This is a genomic window from Yersinia sp. 1252 StPb PI, assembly GCF_048593885.1.
In the GTDB taxonomy this organism is placed as follows: Bacteria; Pseudomonadota; Gammaproteobacteria; order Enterobacterales; family Enterobacteriaceae; genus Yersinia; species Yersinia enterocolitica_E.
Map to the genome: position 1 here is coordinate 1 of NZ_JAZGQE010000047.1, position 17,034 is coordinate 17,034.

Consider the following 17,034-nt stretch of genomic DNA (forward strand, 5'->3'; position numbering starts at 1 on the left):
GAGTATAAGATATTTTTATGAATAGTCAGTGATCAACTAGTCTTCTTTGATACAAAAAGATGAAATTACTAAAAAAGGTTAATCACCTGATGATTATAGTATTTTTCCGTAGAAGTGTTTATTTATAGCGAATAAAAAGGCCCGCGATTGCTCGCGGGCCTTAATGACTCAATATCAATGAGCAGAAATATCTGCAATTGACCTTATTTCTGGTATTTACGCATGACCAGAGTGGCGTTAGTACCACCAAAACCAAAGCTGTTAGACATAACAGTAGTCAGTTCGCGTTGAGTTGGCTCAGTGATGATATTCATCCCTGCCGCTTTCTCATCCAGATTTTCAATATTGATACTTGGTGCGATAAAGCCGTGCTCTACCATCAACAGGCTGAAGATAGCTTCATGCACACCCGCCGCACCCAGAGAGTGACCGGTCATGGCTTTTGTTGAGGAAATAGCTGGCGTGTTATCACCAAACACCTCACGAATCGCGCCCAGCTCTTTCACATCACCGACCGGTGTAGAAGTGCCATGTACGTTCATGTAGTCAATTGGTGTATCAACACCTGCCATTGCCATCTGCATGCAACGCACAGCACCTTCACCTGATGGTGCAACCATATCTGCACCATCAGAGGTTGCGCCGTAGCCAACAATCTCAGCGTAGATGTGAGCACCACGCGCCAGAGCATGCTCAAGTTCTTCAACCACCACCATACCGCCACCACCGGCGATTACGAAGCCATCACGGTCTTGATCATAAGTACGAGAGGCTTTAGCCGGGGTTTCATTGTATTTGGTCGACAACGCACCCATGGCATCGAACTCGCAGGCCATTTCCCAGCACAGTTCTTCACCACCACCCGCAAACACGACATCCTGCTTGCCCAGTTGGATTAACTCCAAAGCATGGCCAATACAGTGCGCAGACGTCGCACAGGCAGAGCTGATTGAGTAGTTAACACCTTTGATTTTAAAGGGGGTTGCCAGGCACGCGGACACACCAGATGCCATGGCTTTGGTCACCATATAAGGACCAACACCTTTCAAACCGCGCGGGGTACGCATTGCATCAGAACCGGCAACCTGATTACGGGGTGAACCACCACCGGAACCCACCACCAGTCCACTGCGGAAATTAGATACCTGATCGTCTGACAGGCCAGAGTCTGCTATCGCTTCTTCCATCGCAAGAAAAGCATAAATTGAGGCGTCGCTCATAAAACGCAGCACTTTGCGATCAATGAGGTCTTTAGGCTCAGATGCCAGCTTTACATCGCCCCATACGTGGCTGCGCATACCTGCGTCTTTAAATTCCTGAGCGAAAGTAATGCCAGAGCGGCCTTCCTGCAAAGATGCCAGAACTTCCTGCTGGTTATTACCAATGCTGGAGACAATACCCAAGCCAGTAATTACTGCACGCTTCATTCAATACCTCTTCCACTTATTTTACATTCGGGATTTTGCAACGCACTTTAGCGTACAGTTGTACGCCGAACAAGTCCGATCAGCGTAATATACCCAGATAATTTTACGATTTGCACGCGGCCGGTCACATAGTTAGAATCGCCCTACCCCTTGAGATACGAGTCTTTCAACGTGAGCCACCCCCCAATCCAAACCGCGACATTAAGCTGGAATGAACAGGGTACACCTGTATCGGAACAGTTTGATGACATCTATTTTTCCAATGAAGATGGCCTGGAAGAGACTCACTACGTTTTTCTTAAGGGGAATGGCTTCCCTGAGCGTTTCATTCAACACCCGCGGGATAACTGCATTTTTGCCGAAACGGGCTTCGGAACTGGCTTAAATTTTCTGACATTATGGCGCGATTTTGCTCAGTTCAAACAGCAACACGCCAGTGCAAAACTCCAGCGATTACACTATATCAGCTTCGAAAAATACCCACTACAAGTGGCAGATTTAGCTGCCGCCCATGACCGCTGGCCAGAACTGGCATTTTTTGCCGAACAATTGCGCGCGCAATGGCCGTTACCTCTTGCTGGCTGCCATCGTATTCTGCTAGCGCAGGGGAGTATCACTCTGGATCTGTGGTTTGGTGATGTCAATACCTTGCTACCCCAGTTGGATGCCAGCCTGAATAATCAAGTAGATGCCTGGTTTCTTGATGGCTTTGCCCCGGCGAAAAACCCCGATATGTGGAATGATATGCTGTTCAATGCCATGGCGCGGATGGCAAGGCCGGGGGGCACTTTTGCCACATTTACTGCCGCCGGATTTGTTCGCCGTGGTTTGCAACAAGCAGGTTTTGACGTAGCTAAAGTGAAAGGTTTTGGGCAAAAACGTGAAATGCTCACGGGCAGATTGCCACAAAGCATCGGGTCACCCTCAGCGCCTTGGTACCATCGGCCAGCGGCGGTCCGTTGTGATGATATCGCGATCATTGGCGGCGGTATCGTCAGTGCATTGACAGCATTAGCCTTATTGCGCCGTGGGGCCAAGGTCACGCTCTATTGCGCCGATGCACAACCGGCGCAAGGTGCATCAGGTAACCGGCAAGGTGCGCTCTATCCCCTGCTAAACGGCAAAGATGATGCACTGGAAAACTTTTTCACCAGCGCATTTACCTTTGCCCGCCGCCAATATGACCAATTGTTAGCACAAGGCATTCATTTTGATCATCAATGGTGCGGTGTCAGCCAATTGGCATTTGATGAAAAAAGCCGTGGCAAGATTGATAAAATGCTGCAAATAAGCTGGCCGGTATCATTCGCCGAAGCCATGAGCCGTGAACAGCTCAGTGCGCTCGCTGGGCTGGATTGCGCCCACGATGGTATACATTATCCCGCCGGAGGCTGGTTATGCCCATCAGACCTCACCACAGCGCTGGTGCTGCTGGCCCAACAAAAAGGCATGACTTGCCACTATCAGCATGAACTGAGCCAGTTAGAGCATGTTGACGGGCAATGGCAGCTCAGCTTCCAGCAACTCAGTGCCCAACCCACCGATAGCCAACAACACGATACCCAACAACCACTGGCGGCGAAACAACATGCTACAGTGGTGCTGGCCACCGGCCACCGCTTAGCTGAGTGGCAACAAACCCAGCATCTGCCGCTGTCAGCCGTGCGCGGGCAGGTCTCGCACATTCCCACGACCTCAGTACTCAGTCAGTTGCAGCAAGTGCTGTGCTATGACGGCTATCTGACGCCAGTGAACCCGGCTAACCAGCATCACTGTATTGGTGCCAGTTATCAGCGCGGCGATATTGCCACTGATTTTCGTGCCGATGAACAGCAAGAGAACCGGGACCGCCTGTTACGCTGTCTGCCACAAGTAAATTGGCCGCATCAGGTTGATATCAGTGATAATCAAGCGCGCTGCGGGGTGCGGTGCGCTATTCGTGATCACTTACCGATGGTGGGCGCGGTACCGGATTATGCTGCAACACTGGCACAATATCAGGATCTGCCACGCAAAATTCAGCGTGGTGATGAGATAGCGCCAGCGCCGGTATGGCCGGAATTATTCATGGTGGGGGCATTGGGGTCACGGGGGTTGTGCAGTGCGCCATTGGTGGCAGAAATTTTGGCCGCACAAATGTTCGGGGAACCGCAGCCATTAGATGCGCCGACGCTGGCGGCACTCAATCCCAATCGATTTTGGATTCGAAAATTGCTGAAAGGCAGGCCGGTACAACAGCGCGTTGCGCGGTTATCTTAGCGGGCAGCTCGCGGGGTGGCTTGCAGCGACACCAAAGTCATTGGAGTCGCAGAGGCGAGGCCAAATCACGAACATCGCTAACCTCCCCGCGACTCCAGCAATGAACGCTATTTAATAGCTTGCTCAAGTAAACGATCCCACAAGCCCAATACCAAAACCTGATCCGGTGGGGAAAGCTCCCCGGCTTTGATCGCTTTTTCCAGGCTGGTCTGCACGCGGGCATGTAACTGCTCAGCCGTATGTTCACCAAACTCTTCAGATTCTGCCACGGCTAGAGTCAGATGGCCGCGCAGATAACCGCCGGCAAATAAATCATCATCACTGGCGTGCTCTACCATGTCATCAATCTGCGCTAATATGTGCGTTTCGAACTCTGCGATCATCAATTTTCCTCTCTATCCAAAAATAATGGCGTTGCAGCCAGGCTGCAAGCTACACGAGATCTTCCGGGTAAGGGAAAAGCGCGGCTACCAACGGCGGCGTATTGTAAAACGATTGTAGTGCCTGAATAAAGCCTGCAGGTCGTGGGGATATACCGTTTTCTAAATTCCACAGCACTTGTTGGCGTACTTTGCGCTGGAATGTGATGCGATCCGGCTCACAATCACCCTCCAGGTTGTCGCAACTGACGTTGAAAGGGAAACCCGCCGCTACACAGAACATCCATTCCAGTGCCTGTGGCTTGATCTCAACCACTTCAAACTGGCTCTGGGTTAATGCATCACGCCCATCCGGGCAGTACCAATAACCAAAATCGACCAACTTGCGCCGCTCTTCACCGGCAATACACCAATGGGAGATCTCATGCATCCCGCTGGCATAATAACCATGGGCAAAAATCACCCGATGATAGGGAAATTCGTCATCGGCAGGCAGATAAATAGGCTCATCGTCACCTTTTACCAGCCGGGTATTATATTGGTCGCTAAAACAGGCATTAAAAACATCGATTAATTGCTGATAATCATGGGTCATACTTGGGTCCGTAAGAGCGGTATCGTCAGCGACAGTCAGGCTCACTGCTATTTTGATACCTTAAGTTATGCGAAAACGTGTAACCCTAACCAGGAGGAGATCTCAGAACCGTGGCTGTCATACAGCAGCTTGCAGCTCATTACGAATGACACCACGACAATCATTGGGCGGATTAATTTTTGGCCTTTGGTCAACACCATATGTGCACCAAGGCGTGCGCCCAACACCTGCCCTACTAGCATCACCAACCCAATACTCCACACTACTTTGCCGCCGACGATGAAGAAGGTCAGGCCACCCAAGTTGGAGGTAAAATTAAGCACTTTGGCATGAGCGGTGGATTTCGCCAGATTAAATCCGCACAGCGTCACAAAGGCCAGCGCATAGAAAGAACCGGCTCCGGGGCCAAAGAAACCATCATAAAAACCGACACCACCGCCAGCAATCAAGGCAAAGGGTAGTGCGGATAGACGGCGTTGCCGATCAACCTCACCCAGTTTGGGGGTGAGCAGAAAATAAACACCAATCCCTATCACCAGCAATGGCAGAATTTGCCGCAAAATATCGGCCCGCATATGCTGAACCAAAATAGCACCCAGCATTGAGCCGACCAGCGTTAGAGCAATGGTTAGCTTTTGCTCTTTTAAATTCACCGCCCCACGGCGGATAAAATAGAGGCTGGCGGATAATGACCCGCCGACCGATTGCAATTTATTGGTCGCCAACGCCTGTGCCGGTGGTAATCCAACCGCCAGTAATGCCGGCACGGTGAGCAAGCCTCCGCCACCCGCAATGGAATCAATAAAACCCGCCAATAAGGCGACGACAAACAGTATCCCTAAAACCTCAGGGCCCAGCGTAAACCAATCCATGATTTATTCCGCAGCAAAATGGTTATCCAACAAAGCCTGACATGAAGGCGGCAATGGTGGGGGTAAGGTTTTACCCGGTTTAGCACTCGGTTGATGGGGCTGGAACCAGCTTTCCAGTTCTGCACCACAACCATCCCCCGCAGGAGGCGTGTCTTGATCCAAACACTCCAGGCTATCTGCCGGGCAGCGCAATCTTACATGCATATGTGCACGATGGCCGAACCACGGGCGCACTTTATGCAACCAATTACGATCCGTTCCGGCATCCAGACACAGTTGTTTTTTAATCGCCGGATTGACGAAAATACGCGTCACTTCGTTATCGTTCGCCGCCAACTTGATAAGACTCTCGACCTGAGGTTGCCAGAGTGCGGGGACGACCCGTTTGCCGTCGGCTGCCACCAAATCAACAGGTTGCGGTTTCAGCAATTGCTGTTGGCTCCAGCGCTGTACTGGCAGTTGTAGCCAGATATCCACATCCAAACCAGACTGGTGACTGGCATGCCCGCTACTAAAGCGCCCACCGGCGGGCATTGCCATATCGCCAATCAATACCGTCCCCAAGCGATGTTGCTCAGCCTGCGCACTCAGACGGTGGATAAAGTTCAGTAAATCAGGATGACCGAAATAACGGCGCTGATCCGGGCGCATCACCTGATAATCTGCCGATTGGAGCGGCAAAGGCATCGCACCGATAACGCAGCCGTTGGCAAAACCACCAATCGACTGTGGAGAACCTGCAACCGGGTTGGCTATCTGTTGCCATGGCGTCGCCGCCATGACCGGGGCTATAGCGGTGAGTGCTACGGTAGCGGCAAGTGCCACTGCAGCCACAATCCATTTGTTCATTGTGCCTACCAGCGCGGAACGTCGGAAACCACATCACCGCACTGTGCACGCTGGCGCAGCAAGTGATCCATTAACACAATAGCCATCATGGCCTCAGCAATAGGGACGGCGCGAATACCGACACAAGGGTCATGGCGACCACGGGTAACCATCTCAACCGCCTCACCCTGCCGGTTAATGGTTTGCCCTGGTACCATAATGCTGGATGTCGGTTTCAAAGCGATATGGGCCACAACCGGTTGCCCGCTGCTGATGCCACCTAAAATGCCCCCGGCATGATTGCTCTGGAAACCTTGTGGGGTAATCTCATCACGGTTTTCACTACCACGCTTAGTAACAACAGCAAAGCCATCACCGATTTCCACCCCTTTCACCGCATTGATACTCATCAGCGCATGGGCCAAATCTGCATCTAAACGGTCAAATACTGGCTCACCCAAACCAACTGGCACGTGTTCAGCGACCACGGTAATTTTGGCTCCAATAGAGTCACCGGCTTTTTTCAGTTCACGCATCAGCGCATCCAGCGGCTCCAATTTACTGGCGTCTGGACAGAAGAACGGATTTTGTTCAACCAAATCCCAATCAATCAAATCACAACTAATATCGCCAATTTGTGCCAGATAGCCACGCACCTGCACCCCGAATTTCTGCGCCAGATACTTTTTAGCAATGGCACCGGCGGCAACACGCATCGCGGTTTCACGGGCTGAAGAGCGGCCTCCTCCCCGATAGTCACGCACACCGTATTTTTGTTCGTAGGTATAGTCAGCATGGCCTGGGCGGAAGACATCTTTAATCGTGCTGTAATCCTGTGACCGCTGGTCAGTATTCTCAATCATCAACCCGATGCTGGTACCGGTGGTTACCCCCTCAAACACGCCAGATAAAATACGCACCTGATCCGGCTCGCGGCGTTGAGTGGTATAGCGTGAGGTACCCGGGCGACGCCGGTCGAGATCCAACTGAATGTCAGCTTCGGTGATTGGAATGCCCGGAGGGACGCCATCAATAATACACCCCAAGGCGATGCCGTGAGATTCACCAAAAGTGGTGACGCGGAAAAACTGCCCAATACTGTTGCCAGCCATCACGGCTCCTTACCATTTAGTCATAAACAATCTGCCAGCATGATATTTATCACACTGACAGACTTTATAAGCAGAGATCGATTAGTCGCGGTACATACTAAAATGCGGAGCGCAGTCAATCAGTTGCTGTTTGGTCAGCATAAATACGCCATCACCGCCGTTGTCGAACTCCAGCCAGGTAAACGGCACATCAGGATACATGTCCATCAAATGCACCATGCTGTTGCCCACTTCGCAAATCAACACGCCATCATCTTGCAAGAAGTCCGGGGCGCAAGCCAGAATACGGCGAGCCAGTTTCAAGCCATCGCTGCCAGCAGCCAACCCAAGTTCAGGCTCGAAGCGGAACTCCTGCGGTAAGTCGGCCATATCTTCGGCATCGACATACGGTGGATTAGTGACAATCAAGTCATATTTGATTGGTGGTAAATCACGGAACAGGTCAGAGCGAATCGGTGTGACCTGATGTTCCATCTCATGCTGTTGAATATTATGTTCAGTTACTGCCAGAACATCATTAGAGATATCGACAGCATCCACTTCAGCGTCTGGGAAGGCATAGGCACAAGCAATAGCAATACAACCACTGCCGGTACACATATCCAGAATATGCTTAGGCTGGTGTCTGATCAGACCATCAAAGCTGTTATTAATCAATTCAGCTATCGGTGAACGTGGCACCAATACACGCTCATCAACATAATATTCCATGCCGCAGAACCAAGCTTTATTGGTCAGATAAGCAACCGGAATTCGCTCGTTAACCCGGCGGATCACCCGTTCGACAATACGGTGCCGCTCGCTCGACGTCAGGCGCGCACTGCGCATATCCTCAGGGATATCTATCGGTAAAAACAGGCTTGGGAAAACCAGTTGTACTGCTTCGTCCCACGGATTATCAGTACCGTGACCATAAAAAATATTGGCCGCATTAAACCGGCTAACTGCCCAGCGCAGCATATCCTGAATGGTGTGCAGCTCATTTACTGCTTCATCGACGAAAATCTTGTCCAAGGTATTCTCCAACAACGGTGCGAAAAATCATTATCTATCCCCCTAGTTTGCCATGAAGCCCGCGACAAATCAGCAGCAATACATCAGTTGAATGATAACCGAATAATGAAAAGCACATTAACATTGAAAATTGTATGGATAACCGCTTGATTGCGAGAACAGCCAACACACCTACACCTTGAAATATGACGGGTATAGACATTTATTTAGACAGATGACGCTCAACAGGTAAACTGGAGGTAATCAAATAAGTACAACGAACTGATGATGAAAAATAAATATCACCTCACGACTGATGATTTACAGCTATTTAAGGAGTCAATAGTTGGGGCGAAGAAGCTGAAACAAGATACGATTGTTCTGCATACACCGCCCAAGTTGGGCAAAAGAATCGCACCGGAAAAATTACTGCAAGAGCAGGTTGATGCCAGTTATTATTTTTCCGATGAATTCCAACCGCAGTTGGATTACGACGGTCCCACCCGCTATGTGCGGCCTGGCGTTGATCATTTTGAAGTTAAAAAGCTGCGGCGCGGTGATTACTCGCCCGATATGTTTTTGGATTTACACGGATTAACCCAGAAACAGGCCAAACAGGAGTTGGGCGCACTGATTGCTGCCTGTAAGCGGGAGCATGTGCATTGTGCCTGCGTGATGCATGGTCACGGCAAACATGTTCTGAAGCAGCAAACCCCTTTGTGGCTGGCGCAACACCCTGATGTGCTGGCATTCCATCAAGCCCCTAAAGATTGGGGTGGGACTGCGGCATTACTGGTCTTAATTGAGTTAGAAGAATAGACGCGAAATGCGGTTTGACAGAAAAACAACGGCGCGACAGAGATGCCGCGCCGATTGAATATTCACTAACACTGTTTTAACCGTGGCAAGCCTTTGCCAACAGTTGTGACGGGCTGACCTGCCAATCAAATGTCCCCTTCCCGGTATCACCATTAAGATCAACACAGGCGATTGCCGAGGTGGCAAACATTGGTGGGCATTGCCCTGGACAAAGCTCAGAAACCAGATACCCGACCAGCGGCAAGTGCGAAATGACCAGCACTGCGGCACAATCTTCTTTTGCCAATGCCTGCAAATAGCAGCAGACAAAAGCGGCATCCCCACCCGGCGTTAATTCTGGCATCACTTCCTGCTCTGCCGGTAGTGTCATCACCTCACGCGCGACATCTAATGTTTGCGCTGCGCGTAGATAAGGGCTAACCAAAATCTGATCGATATCAACAGACTGCTCGCTTAGCCAGCTTGCTATCTGACGTGACTCATCCTGACCACACAGAGTAAGAGGCCGTTGTGCATCACTTGCTGCATCAAGGGCCGCGTCACCGTGACGCATAATGAAAACTTGCATATTGCACCGTTTTTGTTAACAAAATAACGCTATACAGAAACGCTTTGCGTGCTGTACCGCCGAAACCTTTGCCATAGGCAAAGAAACTTCATAACGATAACGCGCCGTCTCTCTATGGCGGCCGGGCATTTTGCCTGAAACTTAAGGTAAAGAAAATGGCTGTTTTTTACACCGAGCATACCGGCAGCCAACCTTGAATGGTTACATAATAACCATATCAACAGCTTAATCTAAACTTTATCACCTGCGCAATAAGTACCTATTAATACATTTTGGCACGAATAGTCACTTAACGTGATTCTGGTTAAGGTAGCGCGGGTTGCCCCCAGTGTACAGCCACCTAATCCCTTAGAATTGCAGGTGGTGATCCTGCTCACACTCTTAAGAATAGGTGTTAGTCGGCCGCCTGTTTAGTGGAAAAATGCGGCCAAGCCCCGTGAGCAATACCCTTTTGCAGACTCAGCGCTCTTCGCCAGGCACCTCATCTGGATTACGTTCCTGCGGGTAAAACGTCTGTTGCTGTTCGGCCATGCTCACCAACAGTTGGCAAGGTTCAAAACGTTCGCCGTATTGTTGTGCTAACAATCTGAGTGTTTTCACGACCTTCTCCGCCCCCAGACTATCCAGATAGCGGAAAGGCCCCCCCAGGAATGGCGGGAAGCCGATGCCAAACACAGCACCAATATCACCATCGCGTGGGTTACGAATTATCGATTCATCCAGACAGCGTGCCGCTTCATTCAACATCATCATGGTACAACGCTGTGCTACCACCGAGGACTCGAGATGGGCTTTCGGCGTCACACCCAGCAAGACATAAACACTGGTATCGACTTGTTTATCCTGCTTTTTCTTCCAGTTAATACCTTTGGTTGCTGCCGGATAGAGATAAAAGCCACGGCCATTTTTACGCCCTTTCCGTCCATCCTTCAAGATGACATCAAATGATGGAGGTGCAGCAAAACGCGGCCCTAGTTGCTCAACCAAAATCGGCATGATTTTGGTACCCACATCAATGCCAACTTCATCCAACAGCGTGATCGGTCCAACCGGGAAGCCGAAATTCACCAACGCTTTGTCAACAGAATCGATAGGTTCACCGTCCAGTACACAACGAGCAGCTTCGTTAATATACGGAGCCAGAATTCGGTTTACATAAAACCCAGCGCAATCAGCCACGACAATAGCTGTTTTACCTTGTTTACGCGCCAAAGCTACTGTGGTTGCGATAGTTTCTTCGCTGGTTTTTGCATGAGGAATCACTTCAACCAGCGGCATTTTATCGACCGGACTAAAGTAGTGCAGGCCGATCACCTGTTCTGGTCGCTGTGCCTGCGCAGCAATTTGGCTTATCGGCAATGAGGAGGTATTGGAGGCAAAAATGGTATGTGCTGCGCCGAAACGTTCGATATCAGCAACCATTTGCTGCTTCAATGATAAATCTTCAAATACAGCTTCAACTACGATATCAACCGAGTCAAAACCACAATAATCTGTGCTGCCGGAAATCAGCATCATCTGGCGCTGCCGTTCAGCCGGGCGCATACGCTTACTGCGAACCCGCTTGCCTAAGGCATCCCAAGTGTATTTTAGCGCCTGATTAATCCCTTGCGGATTAATATCTTTGATACGTACCGGTAAGCCTGCACGAGTGGCCGTTACATTGGCAATTCCGCCACCCATCAGACCGCCACCCAAGACCCCAACACGATGAATAGCACGAGGCTGCGCTGTACCACCGGTCTCCTTTTTCAGTGATGTTGTGGCAAAGAACAAGCTACGCAAAGCAGCTGACTGGGGGGACATGGCCAGATCACCAAAGGCTCTGGCTTCTGCTTCATAACCACTGGGGCCACCGTAGTCCAATCCTTTACGCACCACATCAATAATGCGCTCCGCCGCCGGATAATGGCCCTTGGTCTGCGCCAGCGTTTTTTTACGCACAATCTTAAACAGTAATGCTTTACCCAATGGGCCGCTAAGCAGACGTTCCTGCCAAGGTAAAACTGGCCTGTCGAGCCAACCCGCTTTGGCCCGTTTGACCGCCACATCTAACAAGATATCGTGGGGCACCGCATCGTCCACCAGCCCCATCTTAAGCGCCTGGCGCGCACGGACTTGTCTGCCGGTGAGAATCATATCCAGTGCTTTACTGACACCAATCAAGCGCGGCAAGCGTTGTGTGCCACCCGATCCGGGCAACAGACCGAGTTGAACCTCTGGCAAACCGAGTACCGTTTTGTCATCTAGCGAACAGATGCGGCTATGGCACGCTAGCGCCAGCTCCAAACCACCGCCCAGGCAAGCACCATGGATAGCAGCCACCACCGGTATGGGGAATGCAGCGATCTGCGCCAGAACAGATTGCCCTTTCTGTGCCAATACACGCGCATCGTGCGCGGTACGACAAGCGGCAATCATGGTGATATCAGCACCAGCAATAAAAGAGTCTGGCTTACCAGAAATAATAACCAGCCCCTGCAATTGTGATAAAGCCTGCGCTTGTTGCAGTATCTCGGCAATTTGCTCTGCAAATTCAGCCTTTAAGGTATTCACTTTGTCACCAATAACATCAATGGTGATCACACCGATATTGTCTGGCCGCACATTGAGGGTAAAGACCGAATCGGTTGGGGTACGGCTATCCCCTGAGGCTGTTTCACTACCGCTGTTAAGTAAATTTTCCTGACGCATTACTCCACCTCCAAAATCATCGCGGCACCCAACCCACCGGCAGCACATGCCGTCGTTAGCCCTAATCCTCCGCCACGGCGACGCAATTCATTTAATGTTTGGGTAATCATCCGGGCGCCAGTGGCCGCAAAGGGGTGACCGTAGGCAATCGAACCACCCAATACGTTGAATTTGCTCATATCAACTTCACCAATAGCCTGGCTACGACCCAATTTTTCACGCGCGAAAGTATCACTGGCAAACATTTTCAGGTTAGCCAGTGTTTGTGCCGCAAATGCTTCATGCATATCGATAAGGGTCAAATCAGCCAGCGTGATGCCGGCACGGTCCAGCGCCAGTGGCGTGGCATAAGATGGGCCTAGCAGCATATCTTGCCAAACATCGATGGCGGAAAAGGCGAAACTGCGCAGATAACCCAACGGTTGCAAACCTAACTCTTTTGCTTTCGCTTCACTCATCATCATCACGGCTGCGGCACCGTCCGTCAAAGGGGTGCTGTTGGCCGCCGTGACACTGCCGTGTTGGCGATCGAATGCGGGGCGTAACTTGGCATATTGCGCCAAAGTGGAGTCTTTGCGGATATTGTTATCTTCGGTAATAGCATCACGGTAAGGCGGGATATAAGCCGTCATCACCTCATCGTGTAATAACCCTTGCTGCCAGGCAATCGCGGCCATTTGGTGCGATCGTAGCGCCAGAGCATCCTGATCTTCACGGCTGATACCATAGGTTTTTGCCATCTGCTCTGCGGTATCCCCCATGCGCAAGCCGGTAGAGTATTCAGCCACTGCCGGGGCAACAGGAAGCAAATCGCGTAACTTTAAGCGGCTGAACAACTTCAGCCGCTGGGAGAGGGTTCGCGCTTTATTAACATCAACCAAGGTTCGCGCCAGTGCTTTACTGACACCAATTGGCAGCACGGAAGAGGAATCGGCACCACCGGCTATCGCTACCGTGACTGAGCCTGCAATAATACTTTCTGCCACATTGGCTACCGCCTGAAAACTGGTGGCACACGCGCGTGAGACACTGTAAGCATCGGTATGCACACTCATGCCGGTACCCAACACGATTTCACGGGCAATATTTGGCGCTTCAGGCATCTGCACCACTTGACCGAATACGAGTTGATCAATTAACTCAGGAGCAACGCCACTTCTGGCCAGCAACTCACTGACCACAATTTTGCCTAAGTCGACGGCCGGTACGCCATGATAAGCAGTTGCTTGCTTGGCAAAAGGGGTCCGCAGACCGCTGACGATTGCAATGCGATCGCCCTGGCGCGTCACTAGCGGTAATGGCTTACTCATAAACGCTCCTGATAAATAGAGTGGCTTTTAGTTAAGCATAACAAATAACAGGTCTGACCTGATCTAATTATTTTTAACCAAAAATTTACATTTGGTAAACCTACAGAACAGGAAAGTGAGAGCGGGAGCAACTTTTAGCGACAAAATCGTGGGAAAGATGCATTGGGGATGGGGAAGAATGATGAATCTAACGCGATAAATTTACAGAGGAAATTAGACAAAAATAAACGCGAAGCAAAAGGCTTCGCGTTAGAGATCGGTTCAACTTACCTGAGTTGCGGTGACTACCGGCATGAATTAACGCAGACCCAGCTGGAAAATCATGGTTTCTGCCTGGCAGGCAAAAGTAAAGTCGATGGTTAAACAAACACCGCCGTCCTTCTCTTCCAATTTATGCTCAATCAAGCAAGGTTCTGACTCAATAGCACGCGCTTTTTCGGTCAGCGATTTCAGCATCGCTTCAGCTTCAGTACGGTTGTCAAACACACAACTGTAAGAGGCCGTGCAATCAGTATTATCCATTATAGTACCAACATCTATACAGCAGCAGGCAGCAGTTTCTTCCGCACTACAGCGATTACTTGTTGATCGAATACTTGCATCTGACATCTTCAATTCTCCTCAACGGACATTTCAAAATAGGTGCAAATTGCCAATTCGTTAGTGCAAATAGCACAAAAAGGCATGGCGCAAAAAAAAATATTTTCTCTGTCACTATTTTACTACCGTCGGTCACTTGGCACTAGGACTTACTGTTTATAGGCTTATTAAGTGATAAAGGTCACAGTCAAATTGTATGCTCATTCATTGATAATGTAATAATTGATACTAAATTGTGAGTTTTTTGTTAACTGTGTCTATTTTTTGCAATCAAAACTGAACAAATCCCAAAACATACTTGCAACACTGACACAGGTCGGACCTATACTTCAGCCACTGGTCTGCTTTGTCTGACCGATAACGGACCCTACAATCCCGCATTCTCTTGTTACGGTGTGTAACATTAATTAAAACAATGAGGTTTTGGTCATGAACCAGAAAAACCTGTTTACCCGATCAGCTCTGGCAGCTGCAGTGGCAATCATATCGTCGAACGTTTCTGCGGCTGGCTTCCAGTTGAATGAATATTCAGCCGCTGCATTGGGGCGTTCTTTCTCTGGTGAAGGCGCCGTTGCCGACAACGCATCAGTTGGTAGCCGTAACCCCGCAGCAATGACTTTGTTCGACCGCCCTTCTTTCTCTGGCGGCTTTGTTTATGTTGATCCTGACGTCAACATTAGTGGGACATCCCCCATTTCAGGCAGAAGTACCGATGCCAATAACATCGCGCCTTCAGAGTGGATCCCAAATATCCACTTTATTATGCCACTGAATGAGCAATGGGCAATTGGTGCCTCTGGTACCTCAAACTACGGTTTGGCTACTGAATTCAATGACGACTATCCTGCGGGTTCTCTTGGCGGTCAGACTGATCTGAAAACCGCCAACCTGAACCTGAGCACCGCGTATCGCCTGAATGAAAACTTCAGTTTCGGCCTGGGCTTTAATGCAGTGTACGCCGATGCGAAGATTGTACGCCATCTCGGTGAAGTTGGTCCGCTATCGGGTCGCCCTGCTAATACCGAAGTTACCCGTATGGAAGGTAAAGAGTGGGGGTATGGTTGGAATGCGGGCGTGCTGTATGAAGTTGATAAAGAAAACCGTTATAGCTTCACTTACCGCTCAAAAGTGAAAATCGACTTTGATGGTGATTTCAGCAACCAACTGCCACCACCAAGAGGCACTGGCGGTAATACGATCCCGGGTGCTTTAACTCTGAACCTACCAGAAGTCTGGGAAGTGTCTGGCTATAACAAAGTGGCACCACAGTGGGCGATTCACTACAGCATGGCCTACACCAGTTGGAGCCAGTTCCAGGAACTGAAAGCAACCGGCACTAATGGCCAGACACTGTTTGAAAAACATGAAGGCTTCCATGATGCTTACCGCATCGCGCTGGGTACCACTTATTATCACGATGATAATTGGACCTTCCGTACCGGTATTGCCTTCGATGACAGCCCGGTTCCGGCAGATAACCGCACTATCTCAATTCCAGACCAAGACCGTTTCTGGATCAGTGCTGGTACTACCTACGCCTTCAACAAAGATGCCTCAGTGGATGTTGGTATTTCCTATATGCATGGCCAAAGCGTGCATATTACTGAAAAAACACCAGCGGCAGTGGGCGGCACTACTTATCAGTTCGACTCCAAAGGTACGGCACTGCTGTACGGCGTGAACTTTAACTACGCGTTCTAATTAGCGGATACTGGCAATTCCTTTGCCCATAAAAAAGCGCCTTTCGGCGCTTTTTTATTATTCGAATCAGGTATCAGAATCAGTTGGCTGAATCGATACTGTCCAAATCACCCTGAATGGCTTGTGCATTCGAATTGACTTCCGGTTTCAACTGCCCGCCATTCGCCAGGAAATCATGACGTTGGAAGTAGGCATCGCGCACCATCAGATAAGGATCTGACGAGTTACGCAGCAACCCATCGGAATCCAATAGCTGAGCACGGGTTTCAATCCCTTCAACCATCCATTTACCTGCCGACATCCAGAACGTGAGATAGCTCAACACCGGATAAACGTAATCAGCCGCATTCCCCCCATCCTCACGAATGGTGAAGCTGCCATAGCCCGGTAACACTACATACGGGCCGTAACCAACATTATAATGGCCCAGTGTGCTGCCAAAGCGGTGAGGGACTTGTTTAGCCAGCTTAGGGTTAGCCATACTCGCCACATCTATCAAGCCACCCATGCCCAAAATAGTATTCAGGAAGAAGCGGTTAAAGTGCTTCATGCCATTATACGGGTCACCCACCAAGAAGCTGTTGACCATACTGGCTGGCTCTTCAAGGTTACTCAGGAAGTTACTTGTGCCGTTACGTGCGGGTTGTGGCACGTAATCACGCCAAACTACGGCTACCGGGCGCACCACGTAAGGATCAAGAACCTCATAGTTAAAATTGAACATTGCCCGGTTAAAACCTTCCAGCGGATCTGAGCGGCCCTGCTCCATATGATCCGGCGAGCTACTGGCACACCCTACTAATAGCACGGTGGCAAAAGCCAGCCCAGTCAGGCGGTAGTTCATAATTTTCTCCATGAAATTCTGTCCAGCCCCTT

At 50.1% G+C, this 17,034-nt stretch carries 15 protein-coding genes; 3 read left to right on the forward strand and 12 right to left on the reverse strand.

All coding sequences use genetic code 11. The features are described from left to right. Window positions 1-203: 203 nt before the first annotated feature. Window positions 204-1,427, reverse strand: coding sequence for a beta-ketoacyl-ACP synthase I (gene fabB, locus V2A85_RS09350; protein WP_083158217.1), 1,224 nt, complete (start codon window positions 1,425-1,427; stop codon window positions 204-206). Between the two features lie 171 nt (window positions 1,428-1,598). Between fabB and mnmC the strand changes: the two genes are divergently transcribed. Continuing rightward, window positions 1,599-3,686: a bifunctional tRNA (5-methylaminomethyl-2-thiouridine)(34)-methyltransferase MnmD/FAD-dependent 5-carboxymethylaminomethyl-2-thiouridine(34) oxidoreductase MnmC gene (mnmC, locus tag V2A85_RS09355; protein ID WP_420071303.1), complete on the forward strand. Its 2,088-nt coding sequence runs from the start codon at window positions 1,599-1,601 to the stop codon at window positions 3,684-3,686. Between the two features lie 107 nt (window positions 3,687-3,793). On the opposite strand, the gene V2A85_RS09360 is transcribed toward mnmC, so the two are convergent. The 6 genes from V2A85_RS09360 to prmB all read right to left on the reverse strand — a co-directional run bounded on the left by V2A85_RS09360 (window position 3,794) and on the right by prmB (window position 8,487). Further along, on the reverse strand, window positions 3,794-4,069 hold the full coding sequence (locus V2A85_RS09360) for a YfcL family protein (RefSeq protein WP_005183422.1): 276 nt from the start codon (window positions 4,067-4,069) through the stop codon (window positions 3,794-3,796). A 49-nt stretch (window positions 4,070-4,118) separates the two neighbouring features. Beyond that, entirely contained in the window at window positions 4,119-4,661 is a 543-nt protein-coding gene (locus V2A85_RS09365) for an elongation factor P hydroxylase (protein WP_420071311.1), read from the reverse strand. A gap of 65 nt (window positions 4,662-4,726) precedes the next feature. Next, window positions 4,727-5,533 carry a sulfite exporter TauE/SafE family protein gene (locus V2A85_RS09370; protein WP_372559504.1) on the reverse strand — a complete coding sequence of 269 codons (807 nt, stop codon included), beginning with the start codon at window positions 5,531-5,533 and terminating at the stop codon, window positions 4,727-4,729. A gap of 3 nt (window positions 5,534-5,536) precedes the next feature. Then, window positions 5,537-6,382 (reverse strand): penicillin-insensitive murein endopeptidase, encoded by an 846-nt coding sequence (gene mepA / locus V2A85_RS09375; protein WP_372559505.1) that lies wholly within the window; start codon window positions 6,380-6,382, stop codon window positions 5,537-5,539. A gap of 5 nt (window positions 6,383-6,387) precedes the next feature. Next, window positions 6,388-7,473, reverse strand: coding sequence for a chorismate synthase (gene aroC, locus V2A85_RS09380; protein ID WP_005183428.1), 1,086 nt, complete (start codon window positions 7,471-7,473; stop codon window positions 6,388-6,390). A gap of 81 nt (window positions 7,474-7,554) precedes the next feature. Then, entirely contained in the window at window positions 7,555-8,487 is a 933-nt protein-coding gene (gene prmB, locus V2A85_RS09385) for a 50S ribosomal protein L3 N(5)-glutamine methyltransferase (RefSeq protein ID WP_420071304.1), read from the reverse strand. 267 nt (window positions 8,488-8,754) lie between these two features. On the opposite strand from prmB, the gene smrB reads away from it, so the two are divergent. Further along, entirely contained in the window at window positions 8,755-9,285 is a 531-nt protein-coding gene (smrB, locus tag V2A85_RS09390; protein ID WP_083163530.1) for an endonuclease SmrB, read from the forward strand. A 76-nt stretch (window positions 9,286-9,361) separates the two neighbouring features. On the opposite strand, the gene sixA is transcribed toward smrB, so the two are convergent. From sixA to V2A85_RS09410, 4 genes are all read right to left on the reverse strand, one after another. Beyond that, complete coding sequence (gene sixA / locus V2A85_RS09395; RefSeq protein WP_372559507.1) at window positions 9,362-9,853, reverse strand: phosphohistidine phosphatase SixA; 492 nt, start codon at window positions 9,851-9,853, stop codon at window positions 9,362-9,364. 459 nt (window positions 9,854-10,312) lie between these two features. Next, window positions 10,313-12,547 (reverse strand): fatty acid oxidation complex subunit alpha FadJ, encoded by a 2,235-nt coding sequence (gene fadJ / locus V2A85_RS09400; RefSeq protein ID WP_420071305.1) that lies wholly within the window; start codon window positions 12,545-12,547, stop codon window positions 10,313-10,315. Next, on the reverse strand, window positions 12,547-13,857 hold the full coding sequence (gene fadI / locus V2A85_RS09405) for an acetyl-CoA C-acyltransferase FadI (RefSeq protein WP_420071306.1): 1,311 nt from the start codon (window positions 13,855-13,857) through the stop codon (window positions 12,547-12,549). Before fadI ends, fadJ begins: the two co-directional genes overlap by 1 nt. A gap of 297 nt (window positions 13,858-14,154) precedes the next feature. After that, window positions 14,155-14,466 (reverse strand): YfcZ/YiiS family protein, encoded by a 312-nt coding sequence (locus V2A85_RS09410; protein ID WP_372559509.1) that lies wholly within the window; start codon window positions 14,464-14,466, stop codon window positions 14,155-14,157. 420 nt (window positions 14,467-14,886) lie between these two features. On the opposite strand from V2A85_RS09410, the gene fadL reads away from it, so the two are divergent. Next, on the forward strand, window positions 14,887-16,158 hold the full coding sequence (gene fadL / locus V2A85_RS09415; RefSeq protein WP_193784622.1) for a long-chain fatty acid transporter FadL: 1,272 nt from the start codon (window positions 14,887-14,889) through the stop codon (window positions 16,156-16,158). 79 nt (window positions 16,159-16,237) lie between these two features. On the opposite strand, the gene mlaA is transcribed toward fadL, so the two are convergent. Beyond that, window positions 16,238-17,002, reverse strand: a complete 765-nt coding sequence (gene mlaA / locus V2A85_RS09420) for a phospholipid-binding lipoprotein MlaA (protein WP_372559510.1) — start codon at window positions 17,000-17,002, stop codon at window positions 16,238-16,240. Window positions 17,003-17,034: the final 32 nt, after the last annotated feature.